The sequence below is a fragment of the Xylophilus sp. GW821-FHT01B05 genome (genome assembly GCA_038961845.1).
Taxonomy (GTDB): domain Bacteria; phylum Pseudomonadota; class Gammaproteobacteria; order Burkholderiales; family Burkholderiaceae_C; genus Xylophilus.
This window is the reverse complement of sequence record CP152408.1, coordinates 3,568,015-3,582,815: the sequence shown is the minus strand read 5'-3', so window position 1 is coordinate 3,582,815 and position 14,801 is coordinate 3,568,015. Positions and strand designations below refer to the sequence as shown.

The 14,801-nt window shown below is 65.5% G+C and carries 15 protein-coding genes; 4 read left to right on the top strand and 11 right to left on the bottom strand.

Annotated features, from left to right (window positions below):
- Nucleotides 1-43 precede the first annotated feature (43 nt).
- From AAFF27_16695 to AAFF27_16685, 3 genes are all read right to left on the bottom strand, one after another.
- Nucleotides 44-673, bottom strand: coding sequence for a hypothetical protein (locus tag AAFF27_16695; protein ID XAH21653.1), 630 nt, complete (start codon nt 671-673; stop codon nt 44-46).
- A gap of 234 nt (nt 674-907) precedes the next feature.
- A complete protein-coding gene (locus tag AAFF27_16690) occupies nt 908-1,666 on the bottom strand; it encodes a 3-hydroxyacyl-CoA dehydrogenase (protein XAH21652.1) in 759 nt (252 codons plus the stop codon).
- A 39-nt stretch (nt 1,667-1,705) separates the two neighbouring features.
- Nucleotides 1,706-2,653 carry a LysR family transcriptional regulator gene (locus AAFF27_16685; protein XAH21651.1) on the bottom strand — a complete coding sequence of 316 codons (948 nt, stop codon included), beginning with the start codon at nt 2,651-2,653 and terminating at the stop codon, nt 1,706-1,708.
- Nucleotides 2,654-2,797: 144 nt separating this feature from the next.
- On the opposite strand from AAFF27_16685, the gene AAFF27_16680 reads away from it, so the two are divergent.
- Complete coding sequence (locus AAFF27_16680; GenBank protein XAH21650.1) at nt 2,798-3,262, top strand: N-acetyltransferase family protein; 465 nt, start codon at nt 2,798-2,800, stop codon at nt 3,260-3,262.
- A 14-nt stretch (nt 3,263-3,276) separates the two neighbouring features.
- On the opposite strand, the gene AAFF27_16675 is transcribed toward AAFF27_16680, so the two are convergent.
- From AAFF27_16675 to AAFF27_16660, 4 genes are all read right to left on the bottom strand, one after another.
- Nucleotides 3,277-5,349 carry a phospholipase C, phosphocholine-specific gene (locus AAFF27_16675; protein ID XAH21649.1) on the bottom strand — a complete coding sequence of 691 codons (2,073 nt, stop codon included), beginning with the start codon at nt 5,347-5,349 and terminating at the stop codon, nt 3,277-3,279.
- Nucleotides 5,350-5,363: 14 nt separating this feature from the next.
- The gene (locus AAFF27_16670; protein ID XAH21648.1) at nt 5,364-5,525 is read right to left on the bottom strand and encodes a hypothetical protein; all 162 of its coding nucleotides are present in this window, start codon (nt 5,523-5,525) and stop codon (nt 5,364-5,366) included.
- A 158-nt stretch (nt 5,526-5,683) separates the two neighbouring features.
- Nucleotides 5,684-6,517, bottom strand: coding sequence for a metal-dependent hydrolase (locus AAFF27_16665; GenBank protein ID XAH21647.1), 834 nt, complete (start codon nt 6,515-6,517; stop codon nt 5,684-5,686).
- A 22-nt stretch (nt 6,518-6,539) separates the two neighbouring features.
- A complete protein-coding gene (locus tag AAFF27_16660) occupies nt 6,540-7,520 on the bottom strand; it encodes a tripartite tricarboxylate transporter substrate binding protein (protein ID XAH21646.1) in 981 nt (326 codons plus the stop codon).
- A 221-nt stretch (nt 7,521-7,741) separates the two neighbouring features.
- On the opposite strand from AAFF27_16660, the gene AAFF27_16655 reads away from it, so the two are divergent.
- Complete coding sequence (locus AAFF27_16655) at nt 7,742-8,977, top strand: LysR family transcriptional regulator (protein XAH21645.1); 1,236 nt, start codon at nt 7,742-7,744, stop codon at nt 8,975-8,977.
- 162 nt (nt 8,978-9,139) lie between these two features.
- A complete protein-coding gene (gene katG, locus AAFF27_16650; GenBank protein ID XAH21644.1) occupies nt 9,140-11,320 on the top strand; it encodes a catalase/peroxidase HPI in 2,181 nt (726 codons plus the stop codon).
- A gap of 119 nt (nt 11,321-11,439) precedes the next feature.
- Here the strand turns inward: katG and AAFF27_16645 are convergent, their stop codons facing one another.
- Both AAFF27_16645 and AAFF27_16640 read right to left on the bottom strand, forming a co-directional pair.
- Nucleotides 11,440-11,823, bottom strand: a complete 384-nt coding sequence (locus AAFF27_16645) for a hypothetical protein (protein XAH21643.1) — start codon at nt 11,821-11,823, stop codon at nt 11,440-11,442.
- Nucleotides 11,824-11,843: 20 nt separating this feature from the next.
- On the bottom strand, nt 11,844-12,335 hold the full coding sequence (locus AAFF27_16640) for a hypothetical protein (GenBank protein ID XAH21642.1): 492 nt from the start codon (nt 12,333-12,335) through the stop codon (nt 11,844-11,846).
- Between the two features lie 192 nt (nt 12,336-12,527).
- On the opposite strand from AAFF27_16640, the gene AAFF27_16635 reads away from it, so the two are divergent.
- Nucleotides 12,528-13,145 carry a TetR/AcrR family transcriptional regulator gene (locus tag AAFF27_16635; protein ID XAH21641.1) on the top strand — a complete coding sequence of 206 codons (618 nt, stop codon included), beginning with the start codon at nt 12,528-12,530 and terminating at the stop codon, nt 13,143-13,145.
- A gap of 320 nt (nt 13,146-13,465) precedes the next feature.
- Here the strand turns inward: AAFF27_16635 and AAFF27_16630 are convergent, their stop codons facing one another.
- A complete protein-coding gene (locus tag AAFF27_16630) occupies nt 13,466-13,828 on the bottom strand; it encodes a DUF3892 domain-containing protein (protein ID XAH21640.1) in 363 nt (120 codons plus the stop codon).
- Nucleotides 13,829-14,165: 337 nt separating this feature from the next.
- Nucleotides 14,166-14,681 (bottom strand): hypothetical protein, encoded by a 516-nt coding sequence (locus tag AAFF27_16625; GenBank protein XAH21639.1) that lies wholly within the window; start codon nt 14,679-14,681, stop codon nt 14,166-14,168.
- Between the last annotated feature and the right edge of the window lie 120 nt (nt 14,682-14,801).

Below are 14,801 nucleotides of genomic sequence, written 5' to 3'. Positions count from 1 at the left end.
ATGTTTCCGGCCCGTCCTGCGCGGGCCCTGGCTTGCCGGCGGACTACTGGCTGGTGCAGCTCACGTAGTCGACGTTGTAGCGGTTGCAGTTGGTGAAGAGCGCCCGCACGGCCGGGGATACCGGCATGGTCTGCGGCGGCGGCGCGGCGTACATGCGGCGCTGCGGTTCGATCTCCTGCAGCCAGGCGTCGTACTGCTGCTGGAACTCCAGCAGCCGCGTGCGGTAGGCGGCCCCAAGCTCCTGGCGACGCATGTTGAACTGGCCGTAGTTGATCTCGCCCGTGTACAGCCGCGTGGTGAGGAACACCAGGTCGCGCTGGTTGAGTTCGAACGCCGACACCAGGGCCGGCGGAAGCTTGCTCGCCCGGTAGCTCTGCCCCAGCGGCAGGCAGCGCTGCCGCTCGCTGCCCCAGATTTCGAGGGCGGTCTTCTCAGGGGCGCTGGGCATCTGCTTGCTGCCGAGCATGGGCAGCGACGCCTGGCCCGCGCTACGCAGGCTGCCGACCTTGGGTTCGAGCAAGGTCAGGCGCGGGTCGCGGTTGGCGGCGGCCAGGCACTGGGCGGTCGGGTCGGCATTGAGCAGCTCGGCCACGGTGAGCGGCGCGGGCGGCGGCGTGACGCAGCCAGAGAGCAGGGCGGCAGCAGCCAGGACGGTGAGGGCGAGGTACTTCATGGAGAACTCTTTTGTACGGCGTAGTCAGTGCTGCGTACTGTATCCACTTCAGTCGGCGCACCCGCAACCGATCGCTACCGCTAGCCGTTCCGGAGCAAATGAAGCGTAAGGATGCAGGCGGCCGCGGAGCAGGTCACGCGCAACATCCGCGGAACCGGCTTTGCCGGGCCGCTGGATGTGCCCCCTCCAGGGGGTTGGCGAAGACACGAAGTGCGTAGCCTGGGGGTGAGCCGTTCACTTCGGCGCCAGCCGGATCGCTCCGTCCAGGCGGATGACTTCGCCGTTCAGCATGTCGTTCTCGATGATGTGCACCGCCAGCCTGGCGTAGTCCTGCGGCGTGCCCAGGCGCGAGGGGAAGGGCACGCCGGCGGCCAGCGCGTCCTGCACCTCTTGCGGCATGCCGAACAGCATGGGCGTGCCGAAGATGCCGGGGGCGATGGTCATGTTGCGGATACCGTTGCGCGCCAGGTCGCGCGCGATCGGCAGCGTCATGCCGACGATGCCGCCCTTGGACGCGCTATAGGCCGCCTGCCCGATCTGGCCGTCGTAGGCGGCGACCGAGGCGGTGGAGATCAGCACGCCGCGCTCGCCGGTGGGCTCGGGCTCGTTGCGGGCCATGGCCTCGGCCGCCAGTCGGATCATGTTGAAGCTGCCCACCAGGTTCACTGTCACGGTCTTGGCAAAGACCGCCAGCGAATGCGCGCCGGCCTTGCCCACGGTTTTTTCGGCCGGTGCAATGCCGGCGCAGTTGACCAGGCCCATCAGCCGGCCCAGCTCCAGCGCCTTGGCCACGGCGGCCTGGCCATCGGCCTCCTGCGTGACGTCGCAGTGCACAAAGGCTCCGCCGATCTCCTGCGCCACGGCCTGGCCCTTGGCGTCCTGCATGTCGGCCACCACCACCTTCGCTCCCTTGCTGGCCAGCAGCCGGGCCGTGCCCTCGCCCAACCCCGATGCCGCGCCCGTGACGATGAAGACCTTGCCTGCGATGTCCATGCTTGCTCCTTTTTGAATTGACGTTGACGTAAACGTAAATTATGCGGGAAGCGGCGGCGCACCGGCCTGCCGCGCCTGGTCGCCTGCCTGCGCAATGGCGTCGGCCAGCAGCCGCATGCCCCGGCTGACCGGTTTGTCGCGCCGCATGACCAGCGCCAGCGTACGGCCCAGGCGGGGGCGCAGCGGCAGGCTCTGCAGCTCCGGGTGGGCGCTGCGGCCCGTAAGCGCCATGCGCGGCACGATGCTGTAGCCCAGGCCGGCGGCGACCATCTCCTTGATGGCCTCGACGCTGCCCAGCTCCATGACGGGCTGGGGCATGCAGTCGCCAGCCGCGAACCAGCGGTCGATCAGCCGGCGCGTGCTCGCGCCCGGCTCGAACAGCACCAGCGGCTGGGCCTGGAGCGCTGCCGGTGTGACGCCGCCCTTCAGCGCGGATGCGCCGTCGCGCCGGATCGCGACGAATTCGTCCTGCAGGATGGGCGTGGCAAGCAGCGAGCGGCCCGCCACCGGCAGCGTCACCAGGGCCAGATCGAGGAGGTTGTCTTCCACCTTGCGCGCGCACTCGTCGGTGTTGCCGGTGCTGACCGCGATGCTCAGCGCGGGGTACTGCAGCCGCAGCGCGCGCAGCACGGGTGGCAGGAAGTGCAGGCAGGCGGTGGCGCCGCATCCCAGCCGCACCCGGCCGGTGACGCCAGCCGCATGGCTGGCAACGGCGTCCAGGGCGCTCTCCAGTGCCGCCTCTATGTGCTGCGCCTGCCGCAGCAGTTCGGCCCCGGCCACGGTGGCACCCGCACGTTTGCCGACGCGCTCGACCAGGCGCACGGCGAGCCGGCGCTCCAGCTGCTTGACCTGCAGGCTGACCGCTGGCTGCGTCAGCCCCAGCCGCTCGGCGGCGACCGAGAAGCTGCCGGTTTCCACCACCAGCACGAAAGAGCGCAACTGCTCCAGGTTGAGCAGGTTGGCCAAAGAATTTCTAATGATCTGCATAAGGAGCAAAAGCTTCCCTGATGCGAGGCACCCCGTCAAGATCGCGCCATGACCCCATCTGATTACCTCCTGCTTGCCGAAACTCTCGCCCCCGGGGCGCCATCATCCCCACGCCTTGAGGTGGTGAATGCCCTGGAGGCGCACATGGCGAGCGTCCAGGCGATCTATCGCCCGTATGTGCTGCACGAGCTGTGCAGCTTCGAGGAAGAGCCACCCACTGTGGCCCAGATGCAGGCCCGGCGGGCGGAGCTGGTGCAGGCCGGCTACCCCTTCCTGGTGGCGCTGCTGGACGGCGAGGTGGTGGGCTATTGCTACGCAGGCCCCTATCGGTCGCGCCCCGCGTACCGCGCCACGGTCGAGAACTCGGTTTACGTTGCGCAGGGCCGGCACGGCTGCGGCATTGGTCGGGCACTGCTGCAGGCGCTGGTGGCGCGCTGCACGCAGGCCGGCCATGCGCAGATGGTGGCGGTGGTCGGCAACAGCGCCAATGCTGGCTCCATCGGCCTGCATGCGGCGCAGGGTTTCGAGCTGGTCGGAACCCTGCGCCAGGTCGGCTTCAAGCGGGGCCAGTGGGTGGACACGGTGCTGATGCAGCGCGCCCTGGGCTGAGGCCGCCGGGAGCGTCAAGCCATGGACGGGTCCGTCACGCCCGGCCGGCCGGTTTCCACGTAGCCGGCAAACTCCCGCAGAAAGGCGCTGTCGGTGCTCACGGTGATGCCCAGGTCGTACCAGCGGTGGCTGGCCTCCAGGCCCCAGGCCTGCTGCACCGTTTGCCCTGGTGCCACCTCGACCTGCCGGCTTGCGGCGCCGTAGCGCTTGTCCTGGATGGTGAAGACGCAGTGCTGCGTCCCCGTGTTGGACAGGCTGAGCGACAGGCCGCCCTGCGCGATCTCGTAGCAGGCGGTGGCGCTGGCCAGCGCCGGGCCGCCAGACGTGACCACGCGCCGCACAAAGCCATTGGGCCCGATGACGCTCAGGTCGCAGGCCGGCACCGTGCCGCTGCTGGCCGACCAGGCCCAGGTGTCGGACAGCTTGGAGTTGGCCGCCACGGTGTAGCGCCTGGCCGAGGTCGGCGCGACCGCTGAATACACCTGGAAGACCGCCGCCACCTGGCCGGTGTTCATGAAGGTCAGCTGTGTTGCCCGCTGCGATGGCTGCTCCAGCGCGTTGACGAACAGCTCATAGGGCAGGGCGCGCGCATTGCGGCTGCCGCGCTCCTGCGCCGGCTGGCCCTGCATGGCCGGCACCACCGGCATGGGCAGGCTGCTCTGCGCATCGGCGGCCGCGCTTAGGCCTGTGACTGGCGGAACCGAGACGGCGTTGGCGTCGGGCTTGGAAAAGTCGAGGGCCGTGGTCAGGTCGCCGCAGACGGCGCGGCGCCAGGCGCTGATGTTGGGCTCGACCACGCCAAAGCGCTGCTCCAGAAACCGGATCACCGAGGTGTGGTCGAACACCTGCGAGCAGGTCCAGGAGCCCTTGGACCAGGGCGATACCACCAGCATGGGCACACGCGGGCCAGGCCCGACCGGCCCGGCCGGGTGCTTGGCGTCGCCGGCATAGAGTTCCCCGGCGGTGGCAACGTTCGACAGGCCGGTGCCCGCATCCCCGGGCGGCGTTGGCGGCACCATGTGGTCGAAGAAACCGTCGTTCTCGTCGTAGTTGATGAAGAGAACCGTCTTGCTCCAGACCTCGGGGTTGGCCGTCAGGGCGTCGAGCACTGCGGCGATGTAGGTGGCGCCATCGGCCGGGGTGTAGACCGGGTGTTCAGAGCACAAGGCCGGCGGCATGAGCCAGGACACCTGCGGCAGCGTGCCGGCGGCCACGTCCTGCGCGAACTGCTGGTAGGTCCGGATCGACCAGGCGCGCTGGGCGATGGCAGAGTCTGCCGGCGCATTGGCGATGGCCGGGAAGAACTTCAGCACATTGAAGGGGCTGATCGGGTTGTCGATGTCGCCCATGGCGGTCTTGGTCACCGGCGACGTCTTGAACGGCTCAGTGCCCGTGGCGCCCTGGTAGACCTGCCAGCTCACGCCGGCCTGCTGCAGCCGCTCGGGGTAGGTGGTCCAGGTCAGCGGGGCTCCGTTGGTCGGGCTGTTGTCCAGCAGCGGCCCGCCGCCGGTGGCGCCGATGTCGAGCATGCCGGTCATCAGGTGCGACCGGTTGGTGTTGGTCGGCCCCATGCACGAGCTGAAGTAGGCATCGCAGACGGTGAAGGCATCGGCCAGCGCGAAATGAAAGGGGATGTCCTCGCGGGTGAAGTAGCCCATGGTCAGCGCGCCCTTGGCCGGCACCCAGTTGTCCCAGCGGCCCTGGTTCCACATCTCGTGGCCGTCCTTCCAGCCATGCGGCAGCGACTTCATCGCCTGCGCCATGGTGGTCTTGCTGTCCAGGTGAAAGGGCTGCACCGCGCCGCCCTTGCCGTCTGGCTGGCTCCAGACCGAGGGCTGGCCATCCACCGGGAAGGTGCTGCGGTCATTGAAGCCGCGCACGCCGGCGAGGGTGCCGAAGTACTGCTCGAAAGAGCGGTTCTCTTGTGTCAGGACGATGACGTGCTGGACGTCCGCGATGGTGCCGGAGACGGATGCGGCCGGAATGGCAAGCGCTTTGCGGATGCTGGGCGGCAGCAGCGCAAGCGCGCCGGCGGCGCCCAGGGTGGTGGCGGTCCGCGACAGAAAGTGTCGACGTTGCTGGGACATGTTGTTGGCGTTCATCAGAGGCCGCAGCGCAGAACTTTTCCGTCCGACGAGGACTGTGCGGATGCCGAACCCAGGGACTGCGAAGAACCGCCGCCGCAGCCGGAAAGAGAAAGGCCCAGCGTACTGATCACCAGTGCGATGCGCAGGGCGCGCAATGTCGAGGATGGGGAAGTCATGGAAGCAACTCTTGCCTGTTATGTGTTGGTATGCACACATGCTGGGCACATGCCATGACGGATGCATGACGCTGTCATGGTTGTTGCTTCTGCTTGCAAAGCGAACTCCGCTTTGCCGCTTGCGGTGCCGGCGGCGCTGGATGGCCTGGTAGCGCCCGTTAGAACGACGCCATGTCCCCTGGCTTCAATGCCAACACCCGGGTAGCGGTGCTGCCCAGCACGCGCATGAACTCGTCGGGCGTGCCCTTGCCCAAGGGGTTGGCGCCGTAGTGCATGGGGATCACGAAGCGCGGCTTGATCCACTCGCGCGTGGCATGGGCCGCATCCGCCGGCCCCATGGTGAAGTGGCCGCCTATCGGCATCAGCACGAGGTCGGGCTTGTAGTAATCGGCGATGAATTTCATGTCTGAGAACAAACCCGTATCGCCCATGTGCCAGATGCGAAAGCCGTTCTCTAGCTCGATGATGTAGCCGACCGGCTCGCCGGCGGTGTGGGGCTCTTCCTTGCCGGTGGCCGGGTTCTTCCAGACGATGATGGACGAGTGCTCGGCGTGCACGGCCGTGACCTTGATGCCCGGCGCTGGGGTGATCGTGCCGCCCTTGTTGAAGCGCGGGGCCAGGTTGGCCGGCAGGATGCCGAGCAATGCCACCGTCTGGTTCATGTCGCCCGGCGCATACATGGGTATCTGGTGCATGAGCGCCAGCGCCGGTGCGTCCGCAAAGTGGTCGAGGTGGCCGTGCGTCACCAGCAGCACGTCCACCTTGCCAAGTGCTTCAAGCTTCTTGTATTGCGCCGGGGTCACGGGGTTCTGGCGCAGCCAGGGATCGGTCACGATCACCTTGCCGCCCGGGGTGGTGATGCGAAAGGCCGACTGGCCGAGCCAGAGCACCTCGGTCTTGCCTGTTGCTGGCTGCGCCATGGCAGTGGGCAGCAGGGCTGCTGTGAGCAGGGCCAATAGCAGGGCCCATAGCAGGCGCGCCAGTGTTTTCATTTCCTGCTCCAGCTTTAAAGAATTAGTCGAGCTTGATGTCGGCCGCGCGGATCAGTTGCCCATAGCGGGCAGCGTCCGTCTTGAGCAGCTTGCCAAACAGCTCTGGCGGCCCGGGCAGGGTGACGCCGCCGGCCTCGGCCAGCTGCCTGCGCACTTCTTCCGACGCCAGCGCCTTCTGCACGGCTGCGTGCAGCTTGGCCAGCACTGGCTTGGGCGTGCCGGCTGGCGCGACAAAGCCATACCAGACGCTGGATTCGAAACCGGGGTAGCCCGACTCTGCAACCGTCGGCACGCCGGGCAGCACTGCGGAGCGCTCGGGGCTCATCACCGCCAATACGCGGAGCTTGCCGGCGCGGACCAGCGGCAGCGCTTCCAGGGCGTTGACCGCAACCACATCCACATGGCCGCCCAGTGCATCGGTGATTGCCGGCGCGCCACCCTTGTAGGGCACATGGCTGAGCGAGAGTCCGGCGGTGTGCTGGAACAGCTCCATGGCCAGATGCGGCGTCGAGCCGTTGCCGGGCGTGGCGACCGTGACGCCGCCTGGCTTGGCCTTGGCTGCGGCCACCAGTTCCTGCAGCGTCTTGAGTTCCGAGCCTTCGCGCACCGTGAACACCACAGGGACGCGCCCGACCATTGCCACCGGCACCAGGTCTTTGTCGAGGTCATAAGGCGCCGGCTGGAACAAGGAGGGATTCACGGCCAGCGCATTGGCCGCCAGCAGCAAGGTATAGCCGTCGGGCGGGCTGGCGATCAGCGCCTTCACGGCAATGTTGGTGCCCGCGCCGGGTTTGTTCTCGACGACGACGGGCTGGCCCAGCACGCCGGCCATCTGCTGGCCGACCAGCCGGGCGATGGCATCCACCGCACCGCCAGCGGTGTAGCCCACAAGGATCTTCACGGGCTTGGATGGGTAGGCCTCTGCCGCGTGGGCATTGCCCAGGGCGCCAAGCGCCAGCAGCCCGGCCAGGGCGAGAAGAGGGCGGCGGGAAAAACACTGCATGAAGAACTCTGAAAAAAGACGCGAGGCTCTGGCGCGCGGGGGTAGAACGATGCGGGCAGTCTCCGCCAAGCGTTCCCGGTGCTGCGTGCGTTCTAATTGCCCTGCGTTCTCAATAACTTATTGATTTGGGGTTAACCCTTGCTTGTGTCGAGAAAATTTTCAAGGGAGATAGGCGAATGGCTGCGTCAATGGAGCCGATAAAACTTATCGATGCATCCACAGTGCGGACGCTCGAAGAGGCCGCCCTGAAGATCAACCTGCGGCACCTGCTGGCTTTCTCGGCTGTCGCTGCAAGCGGCAGCATCACGCAGGCCGCAGAGGCGCTGTTCCGCGTGGCCTCGGCCGTCACGCGCTCCGTGGCCGAGCTGGAGGCCTGCCTGGGCGTGCCCCTGTTCGAGCGCAAGGCGCGCGGCATGCTGCTCAACGTGTATGGCCGGGCCGTGTGGGAGCGGGCAGGGCGCGTGGAGCGAGAGTTCGTCGCCGCCAGCCAGGAGCTGGCATCCGGTGAAGAGGCGCGCAAACCCGATGCACGCGGGCTGCTGACCGCAATGTTCAGCGCGCGCCGGCTGGCACTGTTCGCCAGTCTTTCTGAAACCCACAACATGCCCGCTGCGGCCCGGGCCTTTGGCGTGACACAGCCGGCCTTGAGCGCGCTGGTCAGGGACTTGGAGGCGCGCACCGGACGCGCACTGTTCACCCGCTCGGCACGCGGTGTGACGCCCACGCGCGCCGGGCAGCAACTGGCGTTTCGCTGCAAGCGCGCGCTGGCAGAGCTGCGCAGCATCGATTCAGACCTGGCCGGCATCCGCGGCGTGGTCCAGGGCAGCGTGGTGGTGGGCGCGCTGCCTTTGTCTCGCACGCTGCTGCTGCCGGCGGCCATCACCGATTTGCTGGCCCGGCACCCACGGGTGCATGTCAGCACCGTAGAGAGCCCCTATGAGGTGCTGGCGGCTGCATTGCGCAGCGGCGAGGTGGATTTCATCCTGGGCGCGCTGCGCCCGCCGGGCGAGGCCAAGGATTTGCTGCAGGAAGCTTTGTTTGACGACCACATTTCGCTGGTGGTGCGCAGCGGCCATCCGCTGGCGGCCGTGCCGGCGATTGGCTTTGAGCATCTGCAGCGCGCGCGCTGGGTACTGTCGCGCCCGGGTTCGCCCGCGCGGGAGCTGATGGAACGCTTCTTTCACCACTCAGGCCAGCCGTCGCCCCAGCCTGCCGTGGAAACCGGCGATCTGGCGCTGCTGCGTGGCCTGCTGCTGAAGAGCGACATGGTGACGGCGATCTCCGCCCAGCAACTGCACTATGAGATCGAGGCCGGCATGTTGCGCGTGCTGGACTTCCCTTTGGCGACGCAGCGTGAAATCGGCATCACCCAGCGCAGCGGCGCCTTGGCGGCCCCCTGCGCACTGGCCTTGATCGAAGAGGTTCGGCGCTGCGCGCAGTGTTTGCCCCGGCGCTGATGCATTGGACTGGCCCGGGGCTGTCGGCGCAACGCATGCTGCGCAGCTGCTGAATAGATTGTGGCTATTGATTGGTTGTGATCATTCAATTTCTCTATGTTGCATATGCTGGGTACTCTTGCCACTTCCCCCACTCGATCCACCCACCAAGGTAGAGAACCTATGTCAAGCGAAGCAAAGTGCCCCGTCAACCACACCGCTGTCAGCAATACGACAAACCGGGATTGGTGGCCCAACCAGCTCAAGCTGAATGTCCTGCACCAGCATTCGAACCTGTCCGACCCCATGGGCACAGCGTTCAACTACGCCGAAGCGTTCAAGAGCCTGGACCTGGCGGCGGTGAAGAAGGATCTGCTGGCGCTGATGACCGACTCGCAAGACTGGTGGCCGGCCGACTTCGGCCACTACGGCCCCTTGTTCATCCGCATGGCCTGGCACAGTGCCGGCACCTACCGCACCGGCGACGGCCGCGGTGGCGCCGGTGCGGGGCAGCAGCGCTTTGCACCGCTCAACAGCTGGCCGGACAACGGCAACCTCGACAAGGCACGCCGGCTGCTGTGGCCGATCAAGCAGAAGTACGGCAAGAAAATCTCCTGGGCCGACCTGATGATCCTTACGGGCAACGTCGCCCTGGAGTCGATGGGCTTCAAGACCTTCGGCTTTGCCGGCGGGCGTGATGACGTCTGGGAACCAGAAGAAGACGTTCAATGGGGCAGTGAGAAGACCTGGCTGGACGACAAACGCTACACCGGCGACCGGGAGCTTGAGAAGCCGCTTGCCGCCGTGCAGATGGGCCTGATCTATGTCAACCCGGAAGGCCCCAACGGCAACCCCGACCCGCTCGCCGCGGCCCGCGATATCCGCGAGACCTTTGCCCGCATGGCGATGGACGACGAAGAAACGGTGGCGTTGATCGCCGGTGGCCACACCTTTGGCAAGACGCACGGCGCGGGCGATGCCAAGCATGTGGGCGTGGAGCCGGAAGGCGCCGATATCGAGGCGCAAGGCTTTGGCTGGGCCAGCAGCTTCAACAGCGGCAAGGGCGGCGACGCCATCACCAGCGGCCTGGAAGTCACCTGGACCCAGACGCCGACGCAGTGGAGCAACTTCTTCTTCGAGAACCTGTTCGGCTTCGAATGGGAACTGACCAAGAGCCCGGCTGGTGCGCACCAGTGGGTCGCCAAGGATGGTGCGGGTGCCGGCGCTATTCCAGATGCACATGACCCGTCCAAGCGCAAAGCGCCGACCATGCTGACCACGGACCTGTCCCTGCGCTTTGACCCGGCTTACGAAAAAATCTCGCGCCGCTTCTTCGAGAACCCCGACCAGTTCGCCGACGCGTTTGCCCGCGCCTGGTTCAAGCTGACCCACCGCGACATGGGCCCGCGCGCACGCTACCTGGGCCCCGAGGTCCCGGCAGAAGAGCTGCTCTGGCAAGACCCGATCCCCGAGCTTGATCACCCACTGGTCAACGACCAGGACATCGCAGCCCTCAAGGCCAAGATCGAAGCCTCTGGTCTTACGGTGTCGCAACTGGTATCGACCGCCTGGGCGTCTGCCTCTACCTTCCGCGGCTCTGACAAGCGCGGCGGCGCCAATGGTGCACGCATCCGTCTCGCGCCGCAGAAGGATTGGGCCGCCAACCAGCCCGAGCAACTGGCGAAGGTGCTGGCTACGCTGGAAGGTATCCAGAGCGAATTCAACAGCGCGCAATCGCGTGGCAAGGAAGTCTCGCTCGCCGACCTGATCGTGCTGGCCGGTTCCGTGGGCGTGGAGCAGGCCGCGAAGAAGGCCGGCCACGCCGTGACGGTGCCCTTCACGCCGGGCCGCATGGACGCCTCGCAGGCGCAGACCGATGTGGAATCCTTTGCCGTGCTCGAACCCATCGCCGATGGCTTCCGCAACTACCTGAAGGGCCGCTACAGCGTCTCGCCCGAGGCCTTGCTGGTCGACAAGGCGCAACTGCTCACCTTGAGCGCACCGGAGCTGACGGTTCTGGTGGGCGGCCTGCGGGTGCTGAACATCAATGTGGGCCAGTCGCAGGAAGGCGTCTGGACGCAGCGGCCGGAGGCGCTCAGCAACGACTTCTTCGTGAACCTGCTCGACATGGGCACGCAATGGAAACTGGTGTCAGCGGACCAGAACCTGTACGAAGGGCGTGACCGCCATACCGGCGAACGCAAGTGGACCGGCACGCGCGCGGATCTGGTCTTTGGCTCCAACTCCCAACTGCGTGCCGTGGCCGAGGTGTACGGAAGCGCCGATGCAGAGGCCAAGTTCGTGCAGGACTTCGTTGCGGCCTGGACCAAGGTCATGAACCTGGATCGATTCGATCTGGTTTAACCCCGCACGCCCGGCGGCGGTGATCCTGAATGCGAAGCGGTTGCGCCGCTTTGCATTCAGGGCTGCGCTGCTCTTCCTGTTGCAGGACTGGAATCGCAATGCCCGTGGAGCATGAGCCATCACCGATCCTGGTGCACGATTCCCATGATGTCTCCGCGCCTGGATACGCTCACCAGCAGGTTGTCGTCACCGCGCGTAGCCCGGACGAGAAACCGCTCTCCCACATCCTGCACGTCGTACACCCGGTAGCCTCTGGCCTGCACCAGCCGCATCGCGTCGCTCGGGCCAAAGCGGGTTTCGGGCGATTGCCAGGGCGTCCCTTTGGCTCGGGCATCGTGGCGCCGATTCCAGTCGCGAAGGAATTCGCTTTCTGTCTGTTGTTCACCATAGCTCGGCGTTTGGTAGGCGCGGTCTTCGATGACCACCTGTGCCACTGCAGCCGGTGTGTATTGCAAGCTGATAGCCAGCGCCAGCAAGGTCGAAGCGTAGATCTGCTTTTTCATGGGCCTCACCCGTTCGCGGCCTAGCAGCCAGTCGGTCGGCCGCCGTGCATCGGCAGCAGGGCGGTCACACGCAGCGTGTCGCCAGAGCCGTCCGTCGCCGTGAGTTTCTTGCGGTCGAGCTCGATGTTGTCGTTGCTGTGGTGGATGTCCGTATCGTCGCCATCACCGTTTGCGGTGCTGTATGCGCGGCCACGCACCGTCAGATTCAGGCGGTAGAGGACATCCGTGTTTGGTTGGTAGCGCACGTCGCCCGCTGCCACGCCGCTTCCGCCGAGTTGCCCGGCGTTGTCAAACTTGAAATTGCAGACCTCCGGGTCAGAGCCCGTGGCGGCGATCTTGCTGACGTCCGTGACGGTGGCAGAGCCGTCGCCGTACGAGCCATTCAGCTCGGTGACCGATGCATTGGTGATGGTGAGGAACCCGACTTGCTCGCCAGCATCGCCGCCCCCGCAACCGGACAGGAGCATGGCTGCGGCCAGAGGGAGGGCACAAAGTTTCAGTTGCTTTTTCATGGCTGATTTAAAGAGTGGGGGGAACGTGGCTTCTGTGAAGATTTATATAAACGATACCATACGGTTTCGTTTAGTTTTGTGACAGAGCGTTAGAGGGGAGAGGCGCACCGGCTGGCCGGTGGCAGAGCGCTGCCGCGTAGGCGGGGCGCGGAATGTACAGTTCAACTCTCAGCAATCAACGGCATCCCGGACATGAAAGTGATGACAAACGCGCGGCGCGAGGCCATCGTCGAGGCCGCGAGCCAGCTGTTTCAGGAGTTCGGATACGAGGGGGCGTCCATGAATGAACTGGCGACGCGCCTGGGTGGTTCGAAGGCGACCCTGTATCGGTACTTTCCGTCGAAAGACGCGCTGTTTGACGCGGTCGTCAGGGCTTCGTCCACGTCCCACCTGGCCAAGGCGGTGGAAGAGCTGCAAGCGACTGCGGGGCCGGAACTGCGCCTGGAGGAAACCCTGCACCGCTTCGGCGAGACCGTGCTGCGCGTCATGACCGATTCCGCTGAAGCACTGGCGGTGTACCGCATGGTGGTTGCCGAATCGGGACGTTCTGAGGTTGGCGAGCTTTTCTACGCGGCAGGCCCGCAGGAGTGCCTGACTGCGCTCACCGCCCTCATGAAAAAGGCGATGGACGCAGGGTTACTGCGTGACGCAGACCCGGCCATCATGGCGGATCACTTTCTAGCCTTGGTCACCGCCGAGAGCGAGCGGCGCATCTTTCAACGCTCACCCCCTCCGATGTCGGTGAAGAAGATCAAGGCGACAGTGGCGAGGGCGGTAGACATGTTCCTGCGCGGGGCAGGCGCCCCCTAGGAATGGCGGCAGGGGCCGCGTCATTTGTCCCTGGCGCGAAGAGCGCAGCCTGGATGACAGAGGGCTGAATCGAAAGAGCCTGGAGCCTGGCCCCGATAGCGAATTGCGGGGGAGGTGGCGGGGTGGTCGGGGGCGCTGATCAGCCTGTACGCGCACCCGAAGTGCGAAGGCTGCCCGACAAGCTAGCAATCCATGGTGCCGGGGCCGGAACCGCAATGTGAGTGTTGAACCGCGACAACCTTGAATTTTTTGAGCAAGGGTCAGAAAAGTACCATCAAAAGTACCAACATTTACCGGTGCTTCTCGCCCTGCAGGTCGAATCAGAGCGGGGATCGCATCGGTACAAGCTGTGTGAATTCGGGAAGCGTCAGCAAATTATTCGACTCCGTATCGTCGCTCTCTGTCTTTACGTACGGATCACCTAGAAGGCCCAGGTCCATGGGGACAACCCGAACCCTGCGATCGCCACCTAGGACTGACCCGATGATGCCCTGCGATAGCAGCCCCTTCACCGTGACAAAAAGCTCAAAGTCCCCTCTGGCGATCCCCCGCGCAGCGTCGGCCGGCGTTAGTTTCCAGCTGACCGCATCGGCAAGGCTGGCCTGTTCGTGCCCAATGAAAGTAATCGAGCGGTACGGATCATCTCGTGGAATTTTGTGGATGTGGGTGACTTCGAATTGCATAAGATCTCCGTTGGTTTTGGAAGCAACTGCCGGTTCCCTCGGGCGTGATGCGAGGCCGAGCATATCGCCAGACCGCCAACGGAGCATTTGGAATGCCGGCGCATTTGCCGTACAAAATCAAAAGGAATTCAAAGAGGCCCCTGGCCCAACATTCATGCGGGTTGCCGCCGATCTTTGATTGGCTGGCCGTTTGATTGTCTTCATGGCGGGGGAAATAATCTGCGCGTGGGGAACCGCTCGGTTTCCGGCCTCGACCGGTTGACCTTTGTAGCCCCCCCTACCTGCCAACGACGGGCGAGGTCGGGGCTAGACGGGCCACGGCCGCTTCGTTCACAGCTTACCCACCCCGCGCCCTTTCCGCTGCCGCTCGTGCCTCCACGATGCTCTGTGAAGCCCGACGAGCTCCGTCGCGGATGTAGGTCAGCCTGGCCACAGCCGCCTCCGCCTCCAACTGGCGCACTGACGTCTCGCCGGCGTCACGCTCCTTTGACTCTTCGCTCGTTGCATCGCGGCCGGCTGAATGGCCCATGCCGGCAAGCCTCTGCGCTTCCACCTCCGCCAATGCCAACTTCATGTGGGAACCGCCGTACGACCCGTGCAGCTGTGCCGATTGCTGAATGGCGAGCTGAGCATCATTGGCCGTCGCTTCTACCTGTTCCACAGCCAATCGCAGACGCGTTGCCGCGAGAGTTTTCTTCTGCTCTTGCAGGTCAGCAAACTCTCGATCGGCCCGCTCCGAAGCCTTCTTCGCCAGGGCCGTAGATTCGCGTGCTGTTCGCCACGCGAGGGTTGCAGCGATCGCACTGGCGACTGAGCCAACAGCGGATGCGTATTCCGTCCAGCTTCCGTCCATATTCACCTCCGCCGCAAGCGTACACCGCGCAGCAAAAAAACCCGCTGGGCGAACCATGCGGGGTTGCAAGATGGATGCATGCCGCGCGGGCGATCTTCCGCCGCATGCTCTCGGGGTTAT